The 20,782-nt window shown below is 68.6% G+C and carries 12 protein-coding genes; 3 read left to right on the forward strand and 9 right to left on the reverse strand.

The annotated features are described in order from the left end of the window. Nucleotides 1–27: 27 nt before the first annotated feature. From OG349_RS07555 to OG349_RS07575, 5 genes are read right to left on the reverse strand one after another with little or no spacing between them, the layout of a single operon-like run. Nucleotides 28–4,254 carry a hypothetical protein gene (locus OG349_RS07555; RefSeq protein ID WP_327233866.1) on the reverse strand — a complete coding sequence of 1,409 codons (4,227 nt, stop codon included), beginning with the start codon at nucleotides 4,252–4,254 and terminating at the stop codon, nucleotides 28–30. Further along, complete coding sequence (locus OG349_RS07560; RefSeq protein WP_327233867.1) at nucleotides 4,238–5,116, reverse strand: carbohydrate ABC transporter permease; 879 nt, start codon at nucleotides 5,114–5,116, stop codon at nucleotides 4,238–4,240. The genes OG349_RS07555 and OG349_RS07560 overlap by 17 nt, the downstream gene beginning before the upstream one ends. Beyond that, complete coding sequence (locus tag OG349_RS07565; protein ID WP_327233868.1) at nucleotides 5,113–6,102, reverse strand: carbohydrate ABC transporter permease; 990 nt, start codon at nucleotides 6,100–6,102, stop codon at nucleotides 5,113–5,115. The genes OG349_RS07560 and OG349_RS07565 overlap by 4 nt, the downstream gene beginning before the upstream one ends. Continuing rightward, nucleotides 6,099–7,397 carry an ABC transporter substrate-binding protein gene (locus OG349_RS07570; protein ID WP_327233869.1) on the reverse strand — a complete coding sequence of 433 codons (1,299 nt, stop codon included), beginning with the start codon at nucleotides 7,395–7,397 and terminating at the stop codon, nucleotides 6,099–6,101. Before OG349_RS07570 ends, OG349_RS07565 begins: the two co-directional genes overlap by 4 nt. Further along, a complete protein-coding gene (locus tag OG349_RS07575) occupies nucleotides 7,394–10,321 on the reverse strand; it encodes an alpha-L-rhamnosidase (protein ID WP_327233870.1) in 2,928 nt (975 codons plus the stop codon). The genes OG349_RS07570 and OG349_RS07575 overlap by 4 nt, the downstream gene beginning before the upstream one ends. Nucleotides 10,322–10,684: 363 nt before the next feature. On the opposite strand from OG349_RS07575, the gene OG349_RS07580 reads away from it, so the two are divergent. Together OG349_RS07580 and OG349_RS07585 are read left to right on the forward strand one after the other, a co-directional pair. Next, nucleotides 10,685–10,885: a DUF4236 domain-containing protein gene (locus tag OG349_RS07580; RefSeq protein WP_167025463.1), complete on the forward strand. Its 201-nt coding sequence runs from the start codon at nucleotides 10,685–10,687 to the stop codon at nucleotides 10,883–10,885. A 151-nt stretch (nucleotides 10,886–11,036) separates the two neighbouring features. Next, nucleotides 11,037–12,566: a helix-turn-helix domain-containing protein gene (locus OG349_RS07585; RefSeq protein WP_161306899.1), complete on the forward strand. Its 1,530-nt coding sequence runs from the start codon at nucleotides 11,037–11,039 to the stop codon at nucleotides 12,564–12,566. A gap of 295 nt (nucleotides 12,567–12,861) precedes the next feature. On the opposite strand, the gene OG349_RS07590 is transcribed toward OG349_RS07585, so the two are convergent. After that, the gene (locus OG349_RS07590; protein ID WP_327233871.1) at nucleotides 12,862–15,027 is read right to left on the reverse strand and encodes a hypothetical protein; all 2,166 of its coding nucleotides are present in this window, start codon (nucleotides 15,025–15,027) and stop codon (nucleotides 12,862–12,864) included. Between OG349_RS07590 and OG349_RS07595 the strand changes: the two genes are divergently transcribed. Next, nucleotides 15,005–15,864 (forward strand): IS5 family transposase gene (locus tag OG349_RS07595; RefSeq protein WP_442806216.1). Its coding sequence is split into 2 segments (ribosomal slippage): nucleotides 15,005–15,356 and nucleotides 15,356–15,864, totalling 861 coding nucleotides; the frame shifts between segments, so codons are not numbered across the junction. The genes OG349_RS07590 and OG349_RS07595 overlap by 23 nt on opposite strands. Nucleotides 15,865–16,083: 219 nt before the next feature. Here OG349_RS07595 and OG349_RS07600 read toward each other — a convergent pair. The 3 genes from OG349_RS07600 to OG349_RS07610 form a co-directional block, all read right to left on the reverse strand. After that, nucleotides 16,084–16,566 (reverse strand): hypothetical protein, encoded by a 483-nt coding sequence (locus OG349_RS07600; RefSeq protein WP_327233872.1) that lies wholly within the window; start codon nucleotides 16,564–16,566, stop codon nucleotides 16,084–16,086. Nucleotides 16,567–16,997: 431 nt separating this feature from the next. After that, nucleotides 16,998–18,638: a UvrD-helicase domain-containing protein gene (locus OG349_RS07605; RefSeq protein ID WP_327233873.1), complete on the reverse strand. Its 1,641-nt coding sequence runs from the start codon at nucleotides 18,636–18,638 to the stop codon at nucleotides 16,998–17,000. Continuing rightward, on the reverse strand, nucleotides 18,623–20,629 hold the full coding sequence (locus OG349_RS07610) for an AAA family ATPase (protein WP_327233874.1): 2,007 nt from the start codon (nucleotides 20,627–20,629) through the stop codon (nucleotides 18,623–18,625). The genes OG349_RS07605 and OG349_RS07610 overlap by 16 nt, the downstream gene beginning before the upstream one ends. Between the last annotated feature and the right edge of the window lie 153 nt (nucleotides 20,630–20,782).

The following is a 20,782-nucleotide window of genomic DNA, read 5'->3' on the forward strand; positions in this document are numbered from 1 at the left end:
TGACCAGTTGTGTCGTGGTGCGGCCCGTCACGCGTCGCCGGGTTCCGGTCTGTTGAGGAGTCGGACCGGGCCCAGCAGGCCGGTGACGCGTTGGCCGGGGAAGACGAAGTGGGTGGGGCTGGTGGCGTCCAGGTGGGGGGCCAGGGTGCCGTAGACCGTGATCTCGATCGTGTGGGGGCCGGGGGCGGTCAGGTCCGGCACGTCGAACTCGTACGGGGAGCAGATCCGTACACCCGCCGGCGTGCCGTCGATCCGTACCTCGGCCGTGCCCCGGACCCGTCCGAGGTCGAGGATCATCCGTCCCGTCGTCGCGCTGTCGGCGGGCAGGGTCACCTCTCGGGTGTAGCGCACCCCGCCGCTGTACTCGGCGAGGCCCCGCGTCTCCCAGTCGCCGGTACGGATCAGGCCTGGGCCGACCACGCAGCGTACGGGGCCGGCCAGCGCGGCGCCGCCCCGGTGGCCCGGGTGGGTTTCCAGGCGCAGAGCGAGGGTCCTGGGGCCGGATGATGGGGCGGGGGGAAATTGCTGGGTCAGGTCGACGGTCAGGGTGCGTACGCCGTCTGCGGCGGGTTCCCCTTCTGCCGCTGGGCACTCCCGGCCGTCGACAAAAGCCCTTGTCCCAGTGGTGTGCACGTCTACGGTCAACTTCATTGCGGCTGACGGGAGTTCGCACCACAGCCACTCCACCGCCGCCCGCTCGCCCGGGACCGCGAACCGGAGGGGGACGACCGTGCCGTCGTCGGCCTCCGGGTCCAGCCAGGCCGCGCCGGGCAGGGGGTGCGGGCGGCGGCGCAGGCACAGTGCGGCCGGGTCGCCCGACTGCTCACGCCGCACCACCACCGGGACGCGCGCACCCGCCGCACGCTCGGACCACCAACTGGCGTCGCTGTGCAGGCCGGTGATCCGGCCGTCACCGTGGTCGAGGATCGCGTCCACCAGTACGGGGGAAGCGGCAGCGGTGGATTCCACCACGATGGTGTTGTCGCCGACGCGTAGGGTCGGGGCGATGTCGTGCCGCCGCACCCTCGGGACGGTATGGGCCGTGTACGGGTCGAATCCGCCCTGTCGGCCCACCACTTGGCCGTTGACGCGCAGGACGCAGGAGCCGTGGGAGGCGATCTGGATCGTCGCCCGGGTGGGAACGGCGGTGAGGGTGATGGTGGTTCCCACCCCGTTCCGGTCCGTGTCCGCGCCGATCCACTCGGGGCGGCGGTAGCGGCTCGGATCGCGGATCAGCGCGATGTGCGCCCGGAGGTCGGTTTCTTGATCGGGCGTCAGCGTGAGTTCCAGGAGGTGTGGGCCCGGCTGTACGCGAACCCGTCCCACGGCGAGGTGGCCCTCGTCGTCCAGAGCGACCGTCCGGCCGTCCAGGCGGGCGGACTTGGCCGCCGCTGCTCCCACCGCCAGGTGGCCGTCGAAGGCGCTGTCCAGGCGGAGTTCGGCCTCGACACGGACCGTGGTGCCCGCCGCCGTCGGTCCGAGGTGCAGGAACTCCTCCGGGACATGGCCCTTGGGGCCGAGCTCAGCACGGTGGATCGGGTCCTTGTGGATGCCCAGGGTGTCGGACCAGACCAGCGGTGTACGGTCGCCGTCCGCGCCGACCAGGACGGCACGGGGCCCGAAGGTGGCGTGTGCGGTCGCCTCCGCCCCGCTGTCCGCGTCCTCACGCCGCGACCGGGCCCATCCGTCCCGTACGCCGTCCTCGCCCGGCCCTTCGACGCGGTGGCGGAAGGTGCGGTACGTCGTGACGTGAGGGGGAGAAGGGGTGGTGGCCGGGCGGGCGAAGTCGCCCCAGGTGTTGTCGAGGGTCGGGACGAGCGTCATGTGCCACGTCGCGTCGGGCGGGATCTCCACCGACATGGCGGCGTGGTCCGCCTCGTCGGCCAACCCCCGGGGCGGGCCGGCCGTCCCGGCGGTCGTCGCCGGACCCGCCGGGAAGACGAGCAGCGCCGCCGGTCCCGTATCAAAGGGCACTTCGACCTCCACACACCGGACGTCGTCCTCAACCGCCCGGACCGGCAGGGTGCGGGGCGGGCCGCCGAACGGGTCGAGCAGGATGGCCGGGCCCGCCACGTCCCGTACCCGCACCCGGGCCGTGCGGGCATAGCGGGCCGGGTCGAAGTCGTACCGGGCGTCGAGCCAGCCCAGAGCCGCCCCGCGCTCGTCGGGCGCGGCGACGGCCGCCTGTGTCGCGCGGGGCGCCCCGGCGGTCAGGAACACCACGGTGGCCCCGTCCACGCGCCGCCCGAGCACGGGGACGGTGGCCCGTACGGCGGGTACGAAGTCCTCGGGCCCGGCCGGTACGGGCTGTTCCGCCTGTTCCCGCGGTTCACGGTGTTCGGTGAACGTCGAGGGCAACTCCGGCAGCAGGCCCGTGAGTTCGGTGCGCAGATCGTCCGTCGCCGGCAGGAACGTCGCCCGGCCGTCCTTGAAGCACGCCCGCATCTCCTCCAGCGCCGCCGCTCCCTCCGGGCCGAGGATCAGCTCCGGGACGGCCCCCAGCGCGATCAACCGCCCTCCCGCCGTGGCGAATTCGATCAGCCGGCGTGCTGTCTCCTCCTCCAGGACCGTGCACGCGGGCAGGACCACCGCCGCATATGCCTCGTCCGCCATGTGGAGGCGGGCCACCGTGGTGGCGGGGACCGGCCGCCGGACCTGGGCGCCCGCCAGCGAGGCGTCGTCGATGACGTCCGCGTCCAGGCCGAGCCGGTCCATGAGGCCGGGGCGGGTCCTGAACCAGGACATGTCGCCGACCAGTTCGAGGTACGTCGACTGCGCGCGTACCGCTTCCGCCGAGACCCCGTCCAGCGCGGAACCGGCCTGGGCGGTGGTCGTCGGCAGCAGGATCGCCACGTCGCAGAGATGGCTGCCGAGGCTCAGGATCGCGCACAGCCGGGTCACGGCGTCGGCGAAGACGCGGTGGTGGTGCCAGTAGGGCTGACGCCAGTCGGTGCCGGGAGGCGCCCACTCCCACCAGCCGCCCTTGGTCGTGTAGTAGACGGCGTGCGGGTTGTAGAGGGTCGCGCCCGCGCGGAGCCAGGGCAGGAGCCAGTCGTACGTCTCCTCCAGCGTCCCGCCCCAGCCGGTGGAGTGGAAGGCCTCGATCCAGGTGCGCGCTCTGCCGTAGAGGTGGGCGAGGGACGAGTGGATACGGGCGTCGCCGTGGTGGTCGGAGCCGGGGGCGGAGAACCAGCGGTGGGTACGGGCGTAGTCGGCGTACAACTCGACGCCGGCGAGCGGGTGTCCGGCGCGGGCGGGGTCCTGCTGGTCGCAGCCGACGAGCAGGCCGTGGCGCTCGTGCCAGGCGGCGAGGGGCCGGAAGAAGGCCTCCTCCGCGAGTTCGGCGCGGGTGAGGTGGTAGTCGCGGCGGGTACGCAGGACGCCGGGGTCCGAGGTGCCGCCGCCCTCGTCGTCGTACAGCACGTCCAGGTGGGTGGTCAGGTCGTAGCCGCGCCGCCGCAGGAACGCGTCCGCGAAGTCGGCGGACCAGGTGGGCAGGGCCGGGAGTTCGTCCTGGAACGAGCCGACCACGACCGTGCCCAGCCGCTCGCCCAGGCGTCGTTCGAAGGCGCCGTGCACCGCGTCCAGGAGCACGGCGCACGCGTCCGCGCCGAGGTAGTCGAATCCCTGCGAGGCGTGGTGATGGACCGTCAGGAGCCAGCGGCCGGGGCCGTCGGGGGCCCGCACGACCACCCCGTCGCCGGATGCGGGGCCGGAGCCGAGGACGGGCAGAGTGATCGGCGGGCCCACGGCCCGGTCCTCCTCGTCGACGGGTCGCGCGGAAGCCGCGAGCGGTTCTCCCCGTGGCGGGAGGCGCAGCTCTCCCCCGCCGTCGACCACGGCCCGCGCGCGGGCGAGGCGGCGGCCGGCGAACGCGGGCCGTTCGTCCACGAGACGGGCCTGGAGATCGGCCCCGGAGAAGCCCAGTTGGTCGTAGAACCAGAGGCTGACCCCGAGCGCGCGGGCGTCGTCGCAGACCCCTTCGAGCAGGGTCCACCAGGCGTCGGAGAGGAACGGCGGGTCGTCGGCGTCGGAGCCGAACAGTGGTCCTGACGGGGCCAGGTTGAGCAGGACGAGCTGGAACACCCCGCCCTCCGCGAACCGTTCGAGCTGCGCCCGCAGCCGCGCCCGGTCGAGCGGTTCGCCGCTCCACCACCAGATGGCGGTGGGCGAGAAGGCGCGCGGCGGGTCGGCGAGGATCTCCGCGACCCGCGCCGGGAGCGGGTCGGCCGCCCCCTCAGCCCTTGAGGCCACCCGCGAACCCCTTGATCACAAAGCGCTGGAGGACGAGGAAGACCAGCAGGATCGGCAGCGCCGCCAGGACGAGGCCGGCGAAGACGAGCCCATAGTCGGAGACGTACTGGCCCACGAAGGAGAAGACACCCACCGGCACGGTCTCCTTCCCCGAGCCGCCCAGGTAGAGCAGCGGGGTGAAGAAGTCGTTCCAGACGAAGACCGCGTTCAGGATGATCACGGTCCCGGTGATGGGCCGCAGCAGCGGGAAGACGATCCGGGTGAACGCCTGCCGGTGATCGCAGCCGTCGATGAGCGCCGCCTGCGCGTAGTCCGCGGGCAGCGCGCGGATGAACCCGGTGTAGAGGAAGATCGTGAACGGCAGCTGGATGCCGGTGTAGAAGAGGACCATGCCGTGGTACGTCCCCAGCCAGCCCAGGTTGTCGACCAGCTTGTACAGCGGGATCATCCCGAGCTGGAAGGGCAGGACGATCCCCAGCAGGAACAGGACGTACAGCCCGTAGCCGAGCCCCTTCGCCGTCCGGGCGAGGTAGTAGGCGCCCGTGGAGCCGAGGACGACGAGCAACAGCAGGCTGAACCCGGTGATGACCGCGCTGTTCACCAGGGCGGAGGCGAGGGACGCGGACGTCCAGGCGTCGCCGAAGTTGCCCAGGGTGGGTGGGGCGGGCAGGGACAGCGGCGAATCGGCGATCTGCTGGGGATCCTTGAGGGCCAGGGTCAGCAGCGCGTACACCGGGAAGAGGAAGACGACCGCGGCGGCGGCCATGCCCAGTTCGAGGGCGTAACTCCCGTATCGGGGACGGCGTTTGCGCTTGTCCTCCGCCCGTCGTTCGGGCTTTCCCGCGAGCGTGGTGGCGCTCACGCGGTCACCTCCCGGGCGCGTAGATAACGGAGTTGGACCAGGGAGACGGCGGCGACGAACAGCGCGAGGACCAGGGCGACGGCGGTGCTGTAGCCGAACTTCCCGAACACGAAGGCTTCCTTGTACAGGACGGTCGACAGGGTCTCGCTCGACGTGCCGGGGCCGCCGTTGGTGGCGGCGTACACCTGGTCGAAGAGTTTCAGTCCGCCGATGGTCGACAGCATCAGGTTGATGGTCAGCGCCGGGGCGAGCAGCGGCCACGTGACGTACCGGAAGCGCTGCCAGGTCCCCGCGCCGTCGATCCGGGCCGCTTCGTGGAGTTCCACGGGCACACCCTGGAGCCCGGCGAGGAAGACGACCATCGAGTAGCCCGCGTACTGCCAGATCACCATCGCGGCGACGGACCACAGCGCGAGGGACGGGTTGCCGAGCCAGTCCTGGCGCAGGCCGCCGAGGCCGATCGCGCCGAGGACCCCGTTGAGTCCCGCGCCGTTGTCCGGGTTGTAGACGTACTTCCAGAGGAACGCGACCATCACGGGGCTGACGACGGCGGGGGCGAAGAAGATGACCCGCAGCAGCGACCGGGAGTGGATGTTCGTGTTCACACCGAGCGCGAGGAGCAGGCCGACGGCGTTCTGGACCACCACCACCGCGACGGTGAGCATCAGTGTGTTGCCGACGGACTCCAGCGCCCGGTCGTCGTCCAGCAGGGTGCGGAAGTTGTCCAGGCCGATGAAGGAGAAGCCGCCGATGCCCGACCAGTCGGTGAAGGCGTACACGACCCCCGCGAGGCTGGGGTAGAGGACCACGACGGCGTACACGACGAGGGCCGGGACGACAAAGGCCCACGGGGGTACGGTCTGGTCGCGGCGGACCCGTTTGCGGCGGACCGGGTCCGGGGTGCCGGGCCGGGCGGTGGTGCCGGCGGCGGCCGGGTCCTGCGGTCTGTTCCCGTCCGAAGTGGTCGTCCCGGGAAGGGAGTTCACGAGTCCATCCTGTAGGCCTTGTCCATCTGGCCGAGCGCTCCTTTGACGTCGGTCTCCCCCGCGAGCAGGTCCTGTACGGCCGCGAAGTGGGCGGGCTGTACCTCGGCGTTGGGCCAGCGCTGGTCCATGAAGGGGACGGCGCGCTCGGCGTCGACGATGGGCAGGAAGTCGGCCAGTATGGGGTCGATCCTCGTGGTGGCGTCCCGGGTGAGGGGGATCGCCGAGACGGCGGCGGCCCAGCGGTTGAGGTTCGCCTGCTGTCCGAGGAACGCGATCAACGCCTTCGCCTTCTCCTTGTTGTCGGCCCGCGCGGCGACGCCGAGGCCGACGACGATCCCGGCGGGGATCCAGGCCTTCGCCGGGTCCTCGCCGCCGGGGAAGGGGAACATGCCGAGATCCTGGGGCGTCCGGGTGGCCTCGCGGTACATGGCCAGCACGGCGGAGACCTGGACGGCCATGGCGGCCTTCCCGGCGGCGACCATCGCGGTCTGCTGCTCGAAGGTGGTGCCGTTGGGGTTGTCGTTGAAGAAGCCGCGGCGCTGGAGTTCCTGGTACTTGCCCATCGCGTCGGCCCAGCCCGAGTCCGCGAAGGTCGTCCGCCCGGCGGCCATGTCGTCGTCGAAGCGCGGGTTGTCGGCGTAGACGGCGTCGGGCACCAGCGCGTAGGTGATCAGCTGGGTGACCCAGGGGGTCTGGGCGCCGAGTGCCAGGGGGACGATGCCTTTCGCCTTCAACTTGCCGCAGACGGTGAGCAGTTCGCTCCAGGTACGGGGCGGGGAGACCCCGGCCTTCGCGAAGGCCTTCTTGTTGTAGACGGCGCCGATGACGCTGCTGCCCGCCGAGTACAGGTAGGTCTTGCCGTCGTCGCGGTACGCGGCGTCGAAGCTCTCCGGGATGCCCTTCGTCCACGCCTGGTCGGAGAGGTCGGTGAGGAGTCCGCCCTTCGCCAGCTCGACCATCGACATCGCGCTGCCGCTGCCGGGGAACAGGACGTGGACGTCGGGGGCGTTGCCGCCGGCGAGTTGGGTCCGTACGACGGTCTGCACCTGGTCGGTGGGGGCGTAGGAGGTGGAGAACTCCGTGTCCGGGTGGCTCTTGAGGTAGACGGGGAGGAGTTCGTCGAGGGGCTTCTGCTGGTCGGTGACCCCGACGATCCGTACGCGTCCGGAGCCGGAGCCCGAGCAGGCCGCGAGGCCGGGGAGTGCGGTGGCGGCGGCGGCCCCGCCGCCGATGCGGAGGAATCCCCGGCGGCTGACCGTACGCCGGGCGGGACGGGCGCGGGAGCCGGTGCTCATGGTGTGTCCTCCTCGTGGGTGCCGGCGAACGAGGCCGCCGCCGGGCTCGGTCGGCGCCGGTCCTGGCGGAGCGCGTGCGGGAGCCGGGCCGTCGGGGACGTGTCGGCGTACACACTGGTGAAGCGGTACGCGCCGGAGCCGACCCGGTACAGGACGTGGTCGCGGCCGGTGCTGAGCGGTGTGACGTGCGGGGCGTCCTCGACGCGCGTGTCCGACTCGCGGACCGACGCAGGGTCGGTGGTGGGGACGCGGACGTCGGCGGTGGCGCCCGGCGGCACCTCGACCCGCAGCTCGAAGCGGTCGCCGTCCCGGGTCCAGCGGATCTCGATCGCGCCGCGTACCGATTCGTGCCGGGCGCCGGCGTGGGTGAGCCCGCCGGGGTGGGGCCGGACGCTCAGGTGGCGGTAGCCGGTGGAGTCCGGGCGCTGGCCGAGTCCGGCGACCCCGCGGTAGAGCCATTCGCCGACCGAGCCGAGCGCGTAGTGGTTGAAGGAGTTCATGGACGCCGCCTGGAAGCCGCCCTCGGGGGTCCAGCCGTCCCAGCGCTCCCACACGGTGGTGGCGCCGTGGCGCAGGGGGAAGAGCCAGGAGGGGTGGTCCGTACGGCGCAGCAGCGCGTGTACGAGGTCGGCCCTGCCGTGCGCGTCCAGGACGGGGGCGGCGAGGGCGACGCCGAGGAAGCCGGTGGTGAGGGCGGGTCCGGCCTGTTCGACCAGTTCGGCGAGGCGGCGGGCGGCGGGGGGCGCGAGGTCGGCGGGGAGGAGTGCGAAGGCGAGTGCGACGAGGTAGCCGGTCTGGGTGTCGCCTTCGATCCGTACGGAGGTCACGTCGGCGGTGACGTCGGAGGTCTCGTCGGTGGTGACCTCGGCGGTCACCTCAGCGGTGACTCCGACCGTGACGAACTGTTCGGCGAACACGGCACTGATGGCGTCGGCCAGTTCCCCGTACCGCCGCGCGGTCTCCCGCTCCCCCAGGACGTCCGCGGCCAGGGAGGTGATCCTGGCACTGTGGGCGAAGTACGCGGTGGCGATGACGTCGCGCGGGGTGGGGGTGCCGGGCGCGAGCCAGTCGGCGAAGTGCGGTCCCACCCTCTTCCGCCATACTAGGTCCGGGTTGTGACGGTGGATCAGGTCGACCCAGGCGCGCATGCCGTCGAGGGCGCGGGCGAGGAAGCGCGGGTCGTCGTACGTACGGTAGAGGTGCCACGGGATGATCACCCCGGCGTCGCCCCACCCGGGCGCCCCCTCGTCGTCCACGCCCGCGAGGCGGGGGGCGACGTTGGTGAATCCGCCGTCGGGGGTGCGCGCGTCGTCCACGTCCCGCAGCCACTTGGTGAAGAACGCGGCGACGTCTGCGTTGAGGGCGGCGGTGGGGAGGAACACCTGGGCGTCGGCGAGCCAGCCGAGGCGTTCGTCGCGCTGCGGGCAGTCCGTCGGGACGCTGACGAAGTTGGACCGCTGCCCCCAGGAGACACAGTCGTGCAGGCGGCGGATGCCGGGGTCCGAGCAGTCGAACGCGCCGGCCCACGGGGTGTCGCTGTGCAGGACGACGGCGACGACGTCCGACGGGTCGACGTCGGGGAGTCCGCTGATCTCGGCGTAGCGGAAGCCGTGGTAGGTGAAGCGGGGTTCGAACATGACGTTCTCGCGCCCGTCGCCGACGAGAACGTCGGTCGCGGCGGCCGTCCTCAGGTTGGCGGTGTACAACTGCTCGGCCCCGTCGAGGACTTCGGCGTGCCGGACGACCACCCGGCCTCCCGCCGGGAGGGCGGGGACGCGGAGCCGTACGCGCCCGGCGAGGTTCTGGCCGAAGTCGACCAGGTGCGTCTCGGGCGCGACGCGGGTGATCGTACGGGGCAGCAAAGTGGTGATGGCCCGGACCGGTTCGTCGGGCGAGGCCACCAGCAGCCGGTGGCCGGTGTCCGTGACGACGGCGGGCGACCAGCCGGAGTCGTCGAACCCGGGCAGGTCCCAGCCGTCGGCCGCGTACCGCAGGTCGTGGCACTCGCCCATGAGCAGGTCGGCGTGGCGGGTCGCGCCGGTGGCGGTGCGCCATGCGGGGTCGGTGACGACCTTGGTCGTACGGCCGTCGGCGGCGGTGAGGTGGAGTTCGGCGATCAGCTGCGGGAACGTGCCGTAGTGGGCGCCGGCCCTGCGCGGCTCGAAGCCGACGAACCCGCTCCACCAGCCGTCGGCGAGGGTCGCGGCGAGGACGTTCTCGCCGGCCCGGACGAGGCCGGTGACGTCGTACGCCTGGTACTGGACGCGGTGGTGGTAGTCGGTCCAGCCGGGGGCGAGTTCGGCGTCGCCGACGCGGGCGCCGTTGATCCTGACCTCGTACAGGCCCCGCGCGCTGACGTAGAGGCGGGCGCGGGCCAGGCGCTCCGCGGAGAAGGCCCGGCGCAGGGTGGGGCAGGGGGCGAGTCCGTGGTGGTCGAGGGCGACGACGCCTTCGGTGGGGGCGTCCACGACGTCCACGGGCCGGGGGTCGTGGGCGATCCAGGAGGCGCTCCACGCGTCGGTGTCCATCATCGCGGTCTCGAACCACGACGTGGCCTCGGCGGGGCGCAGGGGCGAGGGTCCCGCGGGCCAGACGGTGACACGCCAGTGGTAGCGCGTACGGGCCGTCAGGGCGGGTCCGCCGTAGACCACTCCGACGGCGTCCGGGTCCGCGACCCGCCCGGTGTCCCAGAGCGGCCGTCCCCCGCCGGCCAGGTCCCGGGGATCCTCGGCGACCCTGACCCGGTAGGCGACGGGGTCGTCGCCGCGCCGGTCGGACGCCAGCCGCCAGGAGAGGAGGGGCGCGGGCTCGTCCGTACCGAGGGGGGTGGTGCGGTGGTCGCACCGCAGCGCGTAGGGCCGCAGGCCGGACGGTGGGGCGGAGGGGCTCGGGGTCCGTGCGTCCGCTGCCGGGGAACCGGACACGAGCACGTCCTTCCTTGGCGCCGCGACAGCGCACACGACCACGTCGAATGTGAAATCTGACGTGAATCTAACGTGAATTCCGTGGCGTGGAGACTATGAGCCGCCCACAGGGGTGTCAAGAGTGCCGACCACGTGTCAACTCGGCGGCACATAAAGGGCCCTAACGCCTCATATGGACACACGCGCCAGGGCGTGGCGCGCCGCCTCACGGGATATGCGGTGTGATTACCACATGATAGAGCGTTAAAATGATGGACGACAGGTGACGCGAAGTCACCCTCCTTGCGGCCGGAACGCATTGGGTGGCATGGATCGGCGCGGACGGGACACCCGTACGCCAGACAGAGACAGAGGAGGCGCACGATGCCGATCACGTTCCGCAAGAGTTTCCGGATCCTGCCTGGGGTGCGGCTCAACATCAACCGCCGCTCCTGGTCCGTCACGACGGGCGGCGGCAAGCACGGGCCGCGCCACACGTCGAGCAGTACGGGGCGCAGGACGACGTCGATGGACCTGCCGGGCCCGTTCGGCTGGCGCAAGACCACGAGGACCAAGAAGAGCTGACACGCGGCGCGGGCGCGGAGACACACCCGTACGGCGGACCCCGGTGGCGGGGCGGGGCCGGGGCGGCGACCATCGGACATGCACCTGGTGCATCACTCCAACGGCCCACCCTGGCCCCTTTCCTATCTCACAGCTGATATAGCCTGCCCCTATGGCAGACGACTACCTCGCACGCATCGGCAAGCTCATCCGCGTCGCCCGGCAGCACAGGGGCTGGACCCAGACCCAGCTCGCCGAGGCACTGGCCACCAGCCAGAGCGCCGTGAACCGCATCGAGCGTGGCAACCAGAACATCAGCCTTGAGATGATCGCGCGCATCGGTGAGGCGCTCGACAGCGAGATCGTGTCGCTCGGGTACGCCGGACCGATGCATCTGCGGGTCGTCGGCGGGCGCCGGCTGTCCGGCGCCATCGACGTCAAGACGAGCAAGAACGCCTGTGTGGCGCTGCTCTGCGGTTCGCTGCTCAACAAGGGCCGTACGGTCCTGCGCCGCGTGGCCAGGATCGAGGAGGTCTTCCGGCTGCTGGAGGTGCTGAACTCCATCGGGGTGCGCACCCGCTGGATCAACGACGGCGTGGACCTGGAGATCGTGCCCGCCGCCGAGCTGGACATGGAGGCGATCGACGCCGACGCGGCCCGCCGTACCCGCTCCATCATCATGTTCCTCGGCCCGCTGCTGCACCGCCTGGACACCTTCCGGCTGCCGTACGCCGGCGGCTGCGACCTCGGTACGCGCACGATCGAGCCGCACATGATCGCGCTGCGCCGCTTCGGCCTCGACATCGCCGCGACCGAGGGGCTCTACCACGCGCAGGTGGACCGTACGGTGGCGCCGGACCGCCCGATCGTCCTGACCGAGCGCGGTGACACGGTGACCGAGAACGCGCTGCTGGCCGCCGCCCGCCACGACGGCACGACCGTCATCCGCAACGCCTCCTCCAACTACATGGTCCAGGACCTGTGCTTCTTCCTGGAGGCGCTGGGGGTACGGGTCGACGGCATCGGTACGACGACCCTCACCGTGCACGGCACGCCGAACATCGACGTGGACGTCGACTACTCCCCCTCCGAGGACCCGGTCGAGGCGATGAGCCTGATCGCGGCGGCGGTGGTCACCGAGTCCCGGCTGACGATCCGCCGGGTGCCGATCGAGTTCCTGGAGATCGAGCTCGCGGTGCTGGAGGAGATGGGGCTCGACCACGACCGTACGGCGGAGTACGCGGCCGACAACGGCCGTACCCGCCTGGTCGACCTGACCGTACGGCCCTCCAAGCTGGAGGCGCCGATCGACAAGATCCACCCGATGCCGTTCCCCGGCCTGAACATCGACAACGTGCCGTTCTTCGCGGCCATCGCGGCGGTGGCCCAGGGCAAGACGCTGATCCACGACTGGGTGTACGACAACCGCGCGATCTACCTCACGGACCTCAACCGCCTGGGCGGCCGGCTCCAACTCCTCGACCCGCACCGGGTCCTGGTCGAGGGCCCCACCCGCTGGCGCGCCGCCGAGATGATGTGCCCGCCGGCACTGCGGCCCGCGGTGGTGGTCCTGCTGGCGATGATGGCGGCGGAGGGGACGTCCGTCCTGCGCAACGTCTACGTCATCAACCGGGGTTACGAGGACCTTGCGGAGCGCCTCAACTCGGTGGGCGCGCAGATCGAGATCTTCCGCGACATCTGAACAACGGGGTGTCGTGCCCCTTGGCAGCAAGGAGCACGACACCCCTAAACGCCTGACGAACTGCGGCTATACCCTTTCTCGACCTTCCATTGTTCACCGCTGTTTTTCATCACCTTGTGCAACGCATGTGTAAGATGATCTTGAATAGGTAACGGTGCATCAGTGCCACCTGACCGCCCGTCGGCCTTTACGGAGAGTGCTCACCAGAGGGGCCGTGCAATGCCAGCGCCAACGCCGCCACTGGCGTTCGTTGAATACGGACCTCAGTCCTCTCCGCGCACGCGCATCAAGCGCACTACACCGCTGCGGCTAGTTCGGTCCCGGACCTCCACAGGCACCGACGCTCCTTCGGCCATCCGGCTGCCCCCACGTCCAGGTCGGTGGTTTGCCGCGGCACGAACCCTTCGCCGAGCCGCACCCATGAGCCCGCCAGGTCCAGCAGTGGAACCACCGCAGCCGGGACGCTGCTCAGGTCATCCTGTCCTTCGGTATCTGCGAGAACGGGCACAACCTGGTCCCACAAGGAGATGAGTCGCGCCAGGTTTTCGGCGCTTTCGACACCCTGGGCGAGGGTGAGCGTGTTCAGATCACCCGGGTCAGGCCAGTTCCCTGATGTTTCAACGGCGAAGACACTCGCCAGCACCTCGGTGGCCACGGCCCAGTGCGACGGGGCGCGGTGAGTACGCAGCCACTCCAGCACTGGTCGCAGCAAGAGCCCTCGGATCTCGAACGCGGTTCCAAAGTCCGGGTCTATGGCGTTGGCCACATCGCTGAGCACGCGTAGCGGGTGCTGAGGGGTGGAGTGGTGTGGACGGTTGTCTCCCACTGCGAGGTCGAGCAGGCCCGTCACCGCCTCGGGCAGCAGATACTGAGCAGCCGACTGCGCAAGTTGACGAGCAGCGGCGTCACCCTGCGGATCGACTGTGATCCCGTACGTCTGCTCGGCCTCGCGTGGGCTGGCGAGGACCGTTCGGGCCTGGGCGACAGCGAACTGAGCGGCCCCCCGGTCCAGCCGGGCGTATTCGGACACTACAGCGAAGGTTCTGGTGCCCCACTCGGTTGGCGTGGGCAGCGTTCGGACCCAGGTATGGGCGGTCATCCGAGCGTCAGAGGAGCCCGAGACCCGGGCGGCGGACATCACAGCGGAGGCGAGGTCACGGTCCCGGTCTGGGAAGGCGTCGCAGAGGGTGGACCACGGCCTGCCTGCCGGCTGTGTGAAGAACCACCGGGCAATCAGCGGTGCGCGCAGCGCAGGTTGCAGGTGCCAGACACCGTTGACAGTCCCAACGAGGCCATTGCGCGCGAGGCGCTCCATGAGGCCGGACATGCTGGCTGGCGGCTCGCGGACAAGAGGCGCGAGCGCGTACAGCGTCTCGCCGGAAGCCCCTCCCAGTGCCGCTACACAGGCCAGAGCATCGACGGCCGACTCGGACTCGGTGATACGGCGGAGATGTCGTTCTACGTTCGCCAGGTGCGCTGCGCCGCTGGCCACCTGGCTGCCCTCGCCCTTGGCGAACATCTCACACAAGGTGAGGGCCCAACCCGGCCGTCCGGCCGCTTGGTCGAGGACCACCATCCGGGCCCGGTGACCGGTGACGCCCAGCGAGGTAACCAGTGTGTTCATGTCGGATCGCTCCAACAGATCAACGTCGATGCGGAGACCTCTGGGAGGGGCCGCTGTTACCTCGTCTGCCCTGTCAGGCCAGGTAGTCGCGACGATGGCGAAGGCATGCTTCGCCCCGTGACGCGCCCGCCGCAGCACACGCATCTCATTGAGGCGAATATGGGCGTCGTCCACGACAACGGCAGCGGGCCGGGTTTCCAGCAGCCCATCCAGAATGCGGTCCGCTTGCGCCTGCTCAAGATAAGCGACCTGGCCTTCCAATTCGGTGGTGAGCCGCGTCTTACCCACACCAGGCACGCCCACCGGCACGACGTCCTGGCCATGGGCGACAGCGTCGGTAAGCGTGGCGAGAGTAGCTTCCCGTCCGAGGAGGTCGGTTCGGTCAGCCAGGTCCTTCGGCAGGTCCAGCGGCCGATCAAGCAGAGCACCGAGCTCTCCTCTGATACCGAGGAGGCTGAACCGCCACACCGGCTCGGTGACGAGGCTGGTGACAAACCAGTCCTGGGCGTAGATGTGTGGTGCTGGGAGGTCGCGTTCGGTACACAGCCGATCCATGGTCGCGCGCTTTGTTGCGTCAACCGGTTGTGAACAGGCCATCACGATCAGGTCGGCCTGCACATCCTCTTCGTGCATTCTGCGAAGGCCCGTGCGCAGATTCGCCACCGGATCACCGGTGGTGACCAGCAGACGCCCACGAGCGTCCACGTCCTCGGAGCCCCACGGAAAGTAGATATCGGCGTCGCGGCCGAAGTCATGCCCGTCTTCAACCGCGGCTAGAGCGTGTCTCTTTGAATGGTTGGTCAGTTGATCTGATGTGGCCGTCCGATTAGTGATCACTGATGTGATGTGGGACCGGATCGAGTCGCTGATGCCGGCCGATCCGGTCCGCGGTCGACGATGGGCCGATCACCGCCGCACCTTGGAAGCCATCGCGTGGAAGTACAGAACAGGCTCACCCTGGCGGGACCTGCCCGACGAGCTCGGCTCGTTCCAGACCGCCCATAAACGGCTGATCAGGTGGGCCGTCGACGGAACCTGGGAACGCATCCTTGGCGCGATGTTGGCAGCAGCCGAGAGGGCAGACGACATCGGCTGGACTGTGTCGGTGGACTCCACCGTGTGCAGGGCTCACCAGCATTCCGCCGGAGCCAGGAAAAGGGGGCTCCAGGCCCGGCCGAACCCGACGACCACGCACTCGGACGCTCCCGCGGCGGCCTGAGCACAAAGGTCCACCTCGCCAGCGACAGCCGTGCACGGCCCCTGGCCCTCCGCGTCACCGCAGGCCAGGCAGGCGACGCCCCAGCTTTCGAGACCGTCATGGCCGCCATCCGTGTTCCGCGAAGCGGACCCGGGAGACCGAGGACCCGGCCTGATGCCGTCCTCGCGGACCGCGCGTACTCGTCCCGCGCGATCCGCAGTCACCTCCGCCAACGCGGCATCCACGCCGTCATCCCCCAGCCGTCCGACCAGATCGGCCACCGTCTGCGGCGAGGCAGTGCCGGCGGCCGACCGCCGTCCTTCGACGCGGAGGCGTACAAGCAGCGCAACTCGGTCGAGCGATGCATCGCCCGGCTCAAGCAGTGGCGCGGCCTGGCCATGCGAACGGACAAGCTCGCCATCGCCTACCAGGCCGCACTCCACCTCGCCGCAATCCTCATCTGGGCCCGGCGATAAACGGCCGTCAGCGACCGAGCTTCCTGCCGGATGGAATTTCCGGTGAGTCTGCCCTAAGGCCGACGCACCCGTCCCGGCGGGAACAAATAGTTCATCATCGATCAGAGCCGCCCCAGACCGGTGAAACAGTCCGGGGCGGCTCTGATCCGCGTCACGATTCAGGACAGGATGCCCGCAATAAAGAAAGGGCCTGCCGCCCTCTCGCAGTGAACGATCGGACTACTCCCCAACCCGCTCGAAATGCCACCGCTGCGGCGCCTCGCCTTCTGGGAGTACAACCACTTGAGGCCCTGAGCCGCCCCTAAGAAGTTGAATGCCCACTGGCCGCCGCAGGACGGGTTGCGCGAGGAAACTGAACCAGTAGATCGTCCACCCCTGCTCGGAGTCTCCCTCGATCATGAAGTTGGTACCGAGGCCGCCTGCGATGACCGGAACCGCGGACTGGTTCTCCTCGACAAGCTCCACCAGCGCCCTGTCCTCCAGGAGGGGCCCAACCCCGAGAATATAGGCAGCGTTTCCCACCGGGGGCGGGTGCGGCGCGGACCTCAGCACTGTGAACACCATCGGGGGGATCAGATTGTCCACGACGTAGCGCTCATTATCGATACGGAGGGTCTGCTCCCCGAGCCTGATCACGTATTCCCCGCCAGGGAGTCCATCTTCCATACTTCTCACCGATTCAAGTCCGTTGAAATAGAGCATGGCCCGCTGTGCACCAATGATCTTCGGGCGCAGAGCAAGACTAGCGCAGCAACCGTGCAGCTATGAGCGAATCCGATAGAGGTCAACCCGTGCCAGCAAAGCGAAAATCATATGGGCTGCATATCTCATATTCGAAGTACCGCGCGTCACAGGGGGCGCTGGCCAGCCGATCGACTCATCAAAGAGACAGGCCCTAGACCCGGGTACTGCGATTGCAGGAGTGCACAGGCACAGCGTTCGAACTCCGTTTAGTGGATAGCCTGTTCACCCAATGCCCGGCGTACGCGTGCCACGAGATCCATGACCATTAATGTTACGCGCATTTTATGCCGTACTGATACCGTTTGCCGCTCGTCGTCCGGCTCCATGACAGGCCGCGCACCCTGGGATCCAGGGATGACGAGAGCACCGAAAGGCTCAGGGGCCTGTCCCTAGTCGTGAACGGCGGCGCCGCTGAACCATTCGCGTGCCACTGCTTCACTACGAGGGCTAAGCGGAGTCACGAAGACGACGGCGAGGCGCCTGATGGCCCGGGAACAGCAGACGTAGAAGAGGTTGCGGGAGCGAGTGGCCCGTTCCTTGCGGTGGTCGTCTCCGGTGAGCATGCGGTCAACGTTGAACTGGTTCCATGCGCTGTCGTCGATCATGACCACGACGTTCTCGAACTCGTCGCCCTTGACGCCGTGCTGGGTGGAGAAGGGGGTGAGCTCGTTGCGGTACTGGGTGAGACGGACGACCTCCTGGTATTTGATGGCGCGCAGGCCAGCCGCGAAGTCGGCGTCTCTTTGGGCACGTTCGTCGAGGTCCTCCGCGCCGATGGTGCGTTCGATGGATTTGACCCTGCCCGGCGGAGTGATCAGCTTGGCGCGGGTAACGGCGTCGAGGACGTCGCCAACGGTGCCCGTGGCCCGGACGGCGGTGATCTCCTGGAGTATGCCGTTGATCCTGGCTTTGTCCGAGTGCTTGCGGATGGTGAGGGGCCCTGTGCCGAGCAGGGAGGTGAGGTGGGCGTACTCCTGGACTTCGTAGGCGGCGCACAGCTCCTCGATGCTCTTCATGAACTGGGCGTAAGGCTCAGTTCCCTCCAGAAGGTCGTCCCTCCCGTGGCTCCCTCGTTTGCTGTAAAGCTGGAGGAGGTTGGGGTAGCCATGAGCGGCTGCGATGCTGCGGTGCGTGAGGCTCAGGTACTTGACCCCCGTCGCCGGCCAGCCGCAGGTGTCGAGCACTGCCCGGGCCCGCTGGACCGGGTTCTCGTCCTCAGCACCGGGCAGCTTGAGGATCAGACGGACCTCACCTGCAGTTTTGTCCGTGTCCGGTTGCTGAATCAAGTCTGGTCGGATCTTATTCAGGACGTCAACGATCGGCTTCGCGCAGCGGTGGTTGCCATGCATGGTGAGCGTGATCAGGTCGTCCCGCTCCAGGGCGCCGACGCCGGTGTTGTAGATCTTCTGCATGGAGTCGCCGAAGAAGCCGACGGTGCAGGCGGGTCCGGTCGCCGTGGCGATGTGGTCCAAGAGGAGGGTGACGGTGGCGGGGAAGGTGTCCTGGTACTCGTCGACGAAGACCACCGGGTAGCGGTGGGCGATGATCCTCGCAAGTTTGGAGTGAGAGCCGATCAGCGCGGATGCGAGCGCGAGGACCTCGTCGTGGGAGATTTTCCCGTCGGCGAAGCGCCGACCCCGATCGTGGTACTCGATCCGGAGGCCGGAAGCGAGTTCTGCCATGTCCTGGGGGCGCGGCAAGCCTTGGTTGTACTCGATGAGGGCGTCCAGCAGTTCGCGCTGATGATCTTGGATCAGACTCCACAGGAACTCGTGGATCGTGCCGACGTACACCAGGGGGTCGTCAGCGATGCGCTGCTTGATCTGGTTCTTGGCCACGTTGGTGTAGGTGATGCAGGCGATCTGCTTACCGGCCTGTTCCAGGGCGGACCGCCGGGTGTCGAGCAAGTAGAGAAGGGCTTCCACCAGGGCCGTGGTCTTGCCGGCGCCGGCCCCGGCTTCCACAAGGAAGTTGCTCCGGGCGTCGAGAGCGGCGCGGATACCTTCGCGGACTTCTACCTCATCAGCCACTGCAGGCCTTCCCGGATATAGCGAGGGACCGTCCAGCCCTCCGTGATGACCATGTCGAACGCGAAGTCGGTTTTCTTGCGGCTCAGTCGCTCGGCGATGGAGAAGGCGGCGGCAGCGATGGCCTCGGGGCTCGGCATGATGCCAACCTCGCTGGTGAAGGCGTTCTTCAGGGCCAGGGTGCCCAGGTTGCGGGCGAACATGTCGGCGTTGGCAATGATCATGGCGTCCTCGAAGCTGCGTCCGCACGGCCCCCCGTCCGCTTCCGGCACCTCGTAGGCGACGCGTACGTTCCCGCAGACTTTCGCCCCTGCCGGAGCCTGCAGAAGCGCCTTGACCTCACTGAGCTTCGGCATCCAATCCTTGAGGGTGGCATTGGAGGTGAGGGCGCCGCCAGTGTCGGGCGCGCAACGTTTTTTGGTGGCGGGGTCTACCGAGTCGAGGTCGGTGATTACCAGAGCCGGGACGCCGAGGAACTCCAGGAGAGTCTTGAACCGGGCGGCGTATGCATCGCCGACCTCAATGATCGAGATGTACTGGTTTGCCAATTCCGGCGCACACTTGCTGATCATGGCGCGGAGGAGGAGCCGTTCAGCGGTCCCCTCGATCAAAATGATGCGGTCGGCGAAGAACATGTCGCAGCGGTGCGTATGCATGTACTGGGCGAGGAACTGAAGGGTCGTCTTCCCGTTGGTCTGCTGCTTGGTGGCGTGCTCGAAGTCGGAGAGGTCCTTGACCTTAAGGGTGGGGCCGTTGGAGTCGAAATAGCGCACGGCACCAAAACCGCTACTCGCGACAATGTGCGAGGAATGGGTGGTCAGGACCGCCTGGACGGCCCACTCTTCTCTCTCCAAGAGGCGGTTAATGTTGCTGATGAAGACTTCCTGCATCTGGGGGTGCAGGTGGGCTTCGGGTTCCTCAATGAAGAGCAGCTGCAGGGCCGGCCGGGGCTTCAAGCGCAGGTAGGCGTGGTAAAAGCCGATGACCTGGACCACGGTGCTGATGAGCTTGCTGTAGCCGAGGCCGTTGTGGCCCTCAGGCAGCGGATGGTCGCTCCCAGGCGAGGCGTACTGGATGCGGGTGCTGCCGCGGAGAATATCCCCAGACTCGATCAGCGAGATGATCTCCGGCGTTTGCAGCGGAGCGATAGTACCCACGCCGAAGGTGCGCAGTTCGTCGAGGATGGGTCGGAACAACAGGTCGTAGTTGGTGTCGATACTCTTCGAAGCGACGGCCAGCGCCTGCTCGATGCCCTCGATGTTCTGATTGCGTTCCTCGTCGGCGCTGTTCGCTTTGTAGAAGGTCTCGAAGGTCTTGGACAGCGTGCGGGCCCGGTCCGCAGGGACGTCGTCGATACGGGGCTGGGCGTGGATGGACTTTACCGACAGCACCCTGCGCGCCGCAGCGGGCGTGATCTCCCGGCGGACGTTCGGGTCCAGGGCAGAGACCGCCCAGTAGGATGGGGCGTAGAACGTGGAAAAGTTCTTGCGGAGGAACTTGCCCCAGTCGAAGGCCGGTCCTTGCCGGGCCAGGGCAGCGTCCGCCTGCTCGAGGAGGTCACGCGGCCGCTTCACACTTAGGACTGCCTCGAGCCGGGCCTCCAAGCAGTCCTCGCCCAGGTCCAGGATGATCCCGGACAGCAAAGCGAGGTCGTCCTCTACGGTGTAGGCGATGACGACCTGCAGACTGATGGCTGGGATGAGTTCTTCCGCTGCCTTCAACTGCTCTTCGCGGGTCTCGCTGCTGTCCTCCGGCACCGCCCGGGCCGTGCGGTAAGCCTCCACGGCCGACTTGATCCCCTTGATCCTGCTGACGGACAGGTCCTCCAGGACGAACTTGGTGTCGTCGCTGCCGAAGAACTTGTCGAAGAGGTTGGCGAAGGACGTCTTGCCGCTGTTGTTCCGGCCCACTACGAGCGTGGCCTTCTTGTCGATCTTCACCTCTACGTCCTGCAACACGCGGAAGTTCGTCACTTTGGCACAGGTCAGCTGCACTGGCTCTCCCGAGGTATTCCACCCCTAGCCTGCCGCACCGGCCCAACAGGCACACCGATTTGATGCAGTATCAGCTACACCACGGGCCCAGATCCGCACTTCGCTAAAAGTGGATCATTCGTTCGATTACTCAGGTGCTTCACCCAGACTGAA

Origin of the sequence: Streptomyces sp. NBC_01317 (genome assembly GCF_035961655.1) — a bacterium.
In the GTDB taxonomy this organism is placed as follows: Bacteria; Actinomycetota; Actinomycetes; order Streptomycetales; family Streptomycetaceae; genus Streptomyces.

Coding starts and splice junctions, on each gene's coding strand:
- OG349_RS07600 (WP_327233872.1), bottom strand. CDS start 16,566: ATGCTCTATTTCAACGGACTTGAATCGGTGAGAAGTATGGAAGATGGA.
- OG349_RS07585 (WP_161306899.1), top strand. CDS start 11,037: ATGGCAGACGACTACCTCGCACGCATCGGCAAGCTCATCCGCGTCGCC.
- OG349_RS07580 (WP_167025463.1), top strand. CDS start 10,685: ATGCCGATCACGTTCCGCAAGAGTTTCCGGATCCTGCCTGGGGTGCGG.
- OG349_RS07570 (WP_327233869.1), bottom strand. CDS start 7,397: ATGAGCACCGGCTCCCGCGCCCGTCCCGCCCGGCGTACGGTCAGCCGC.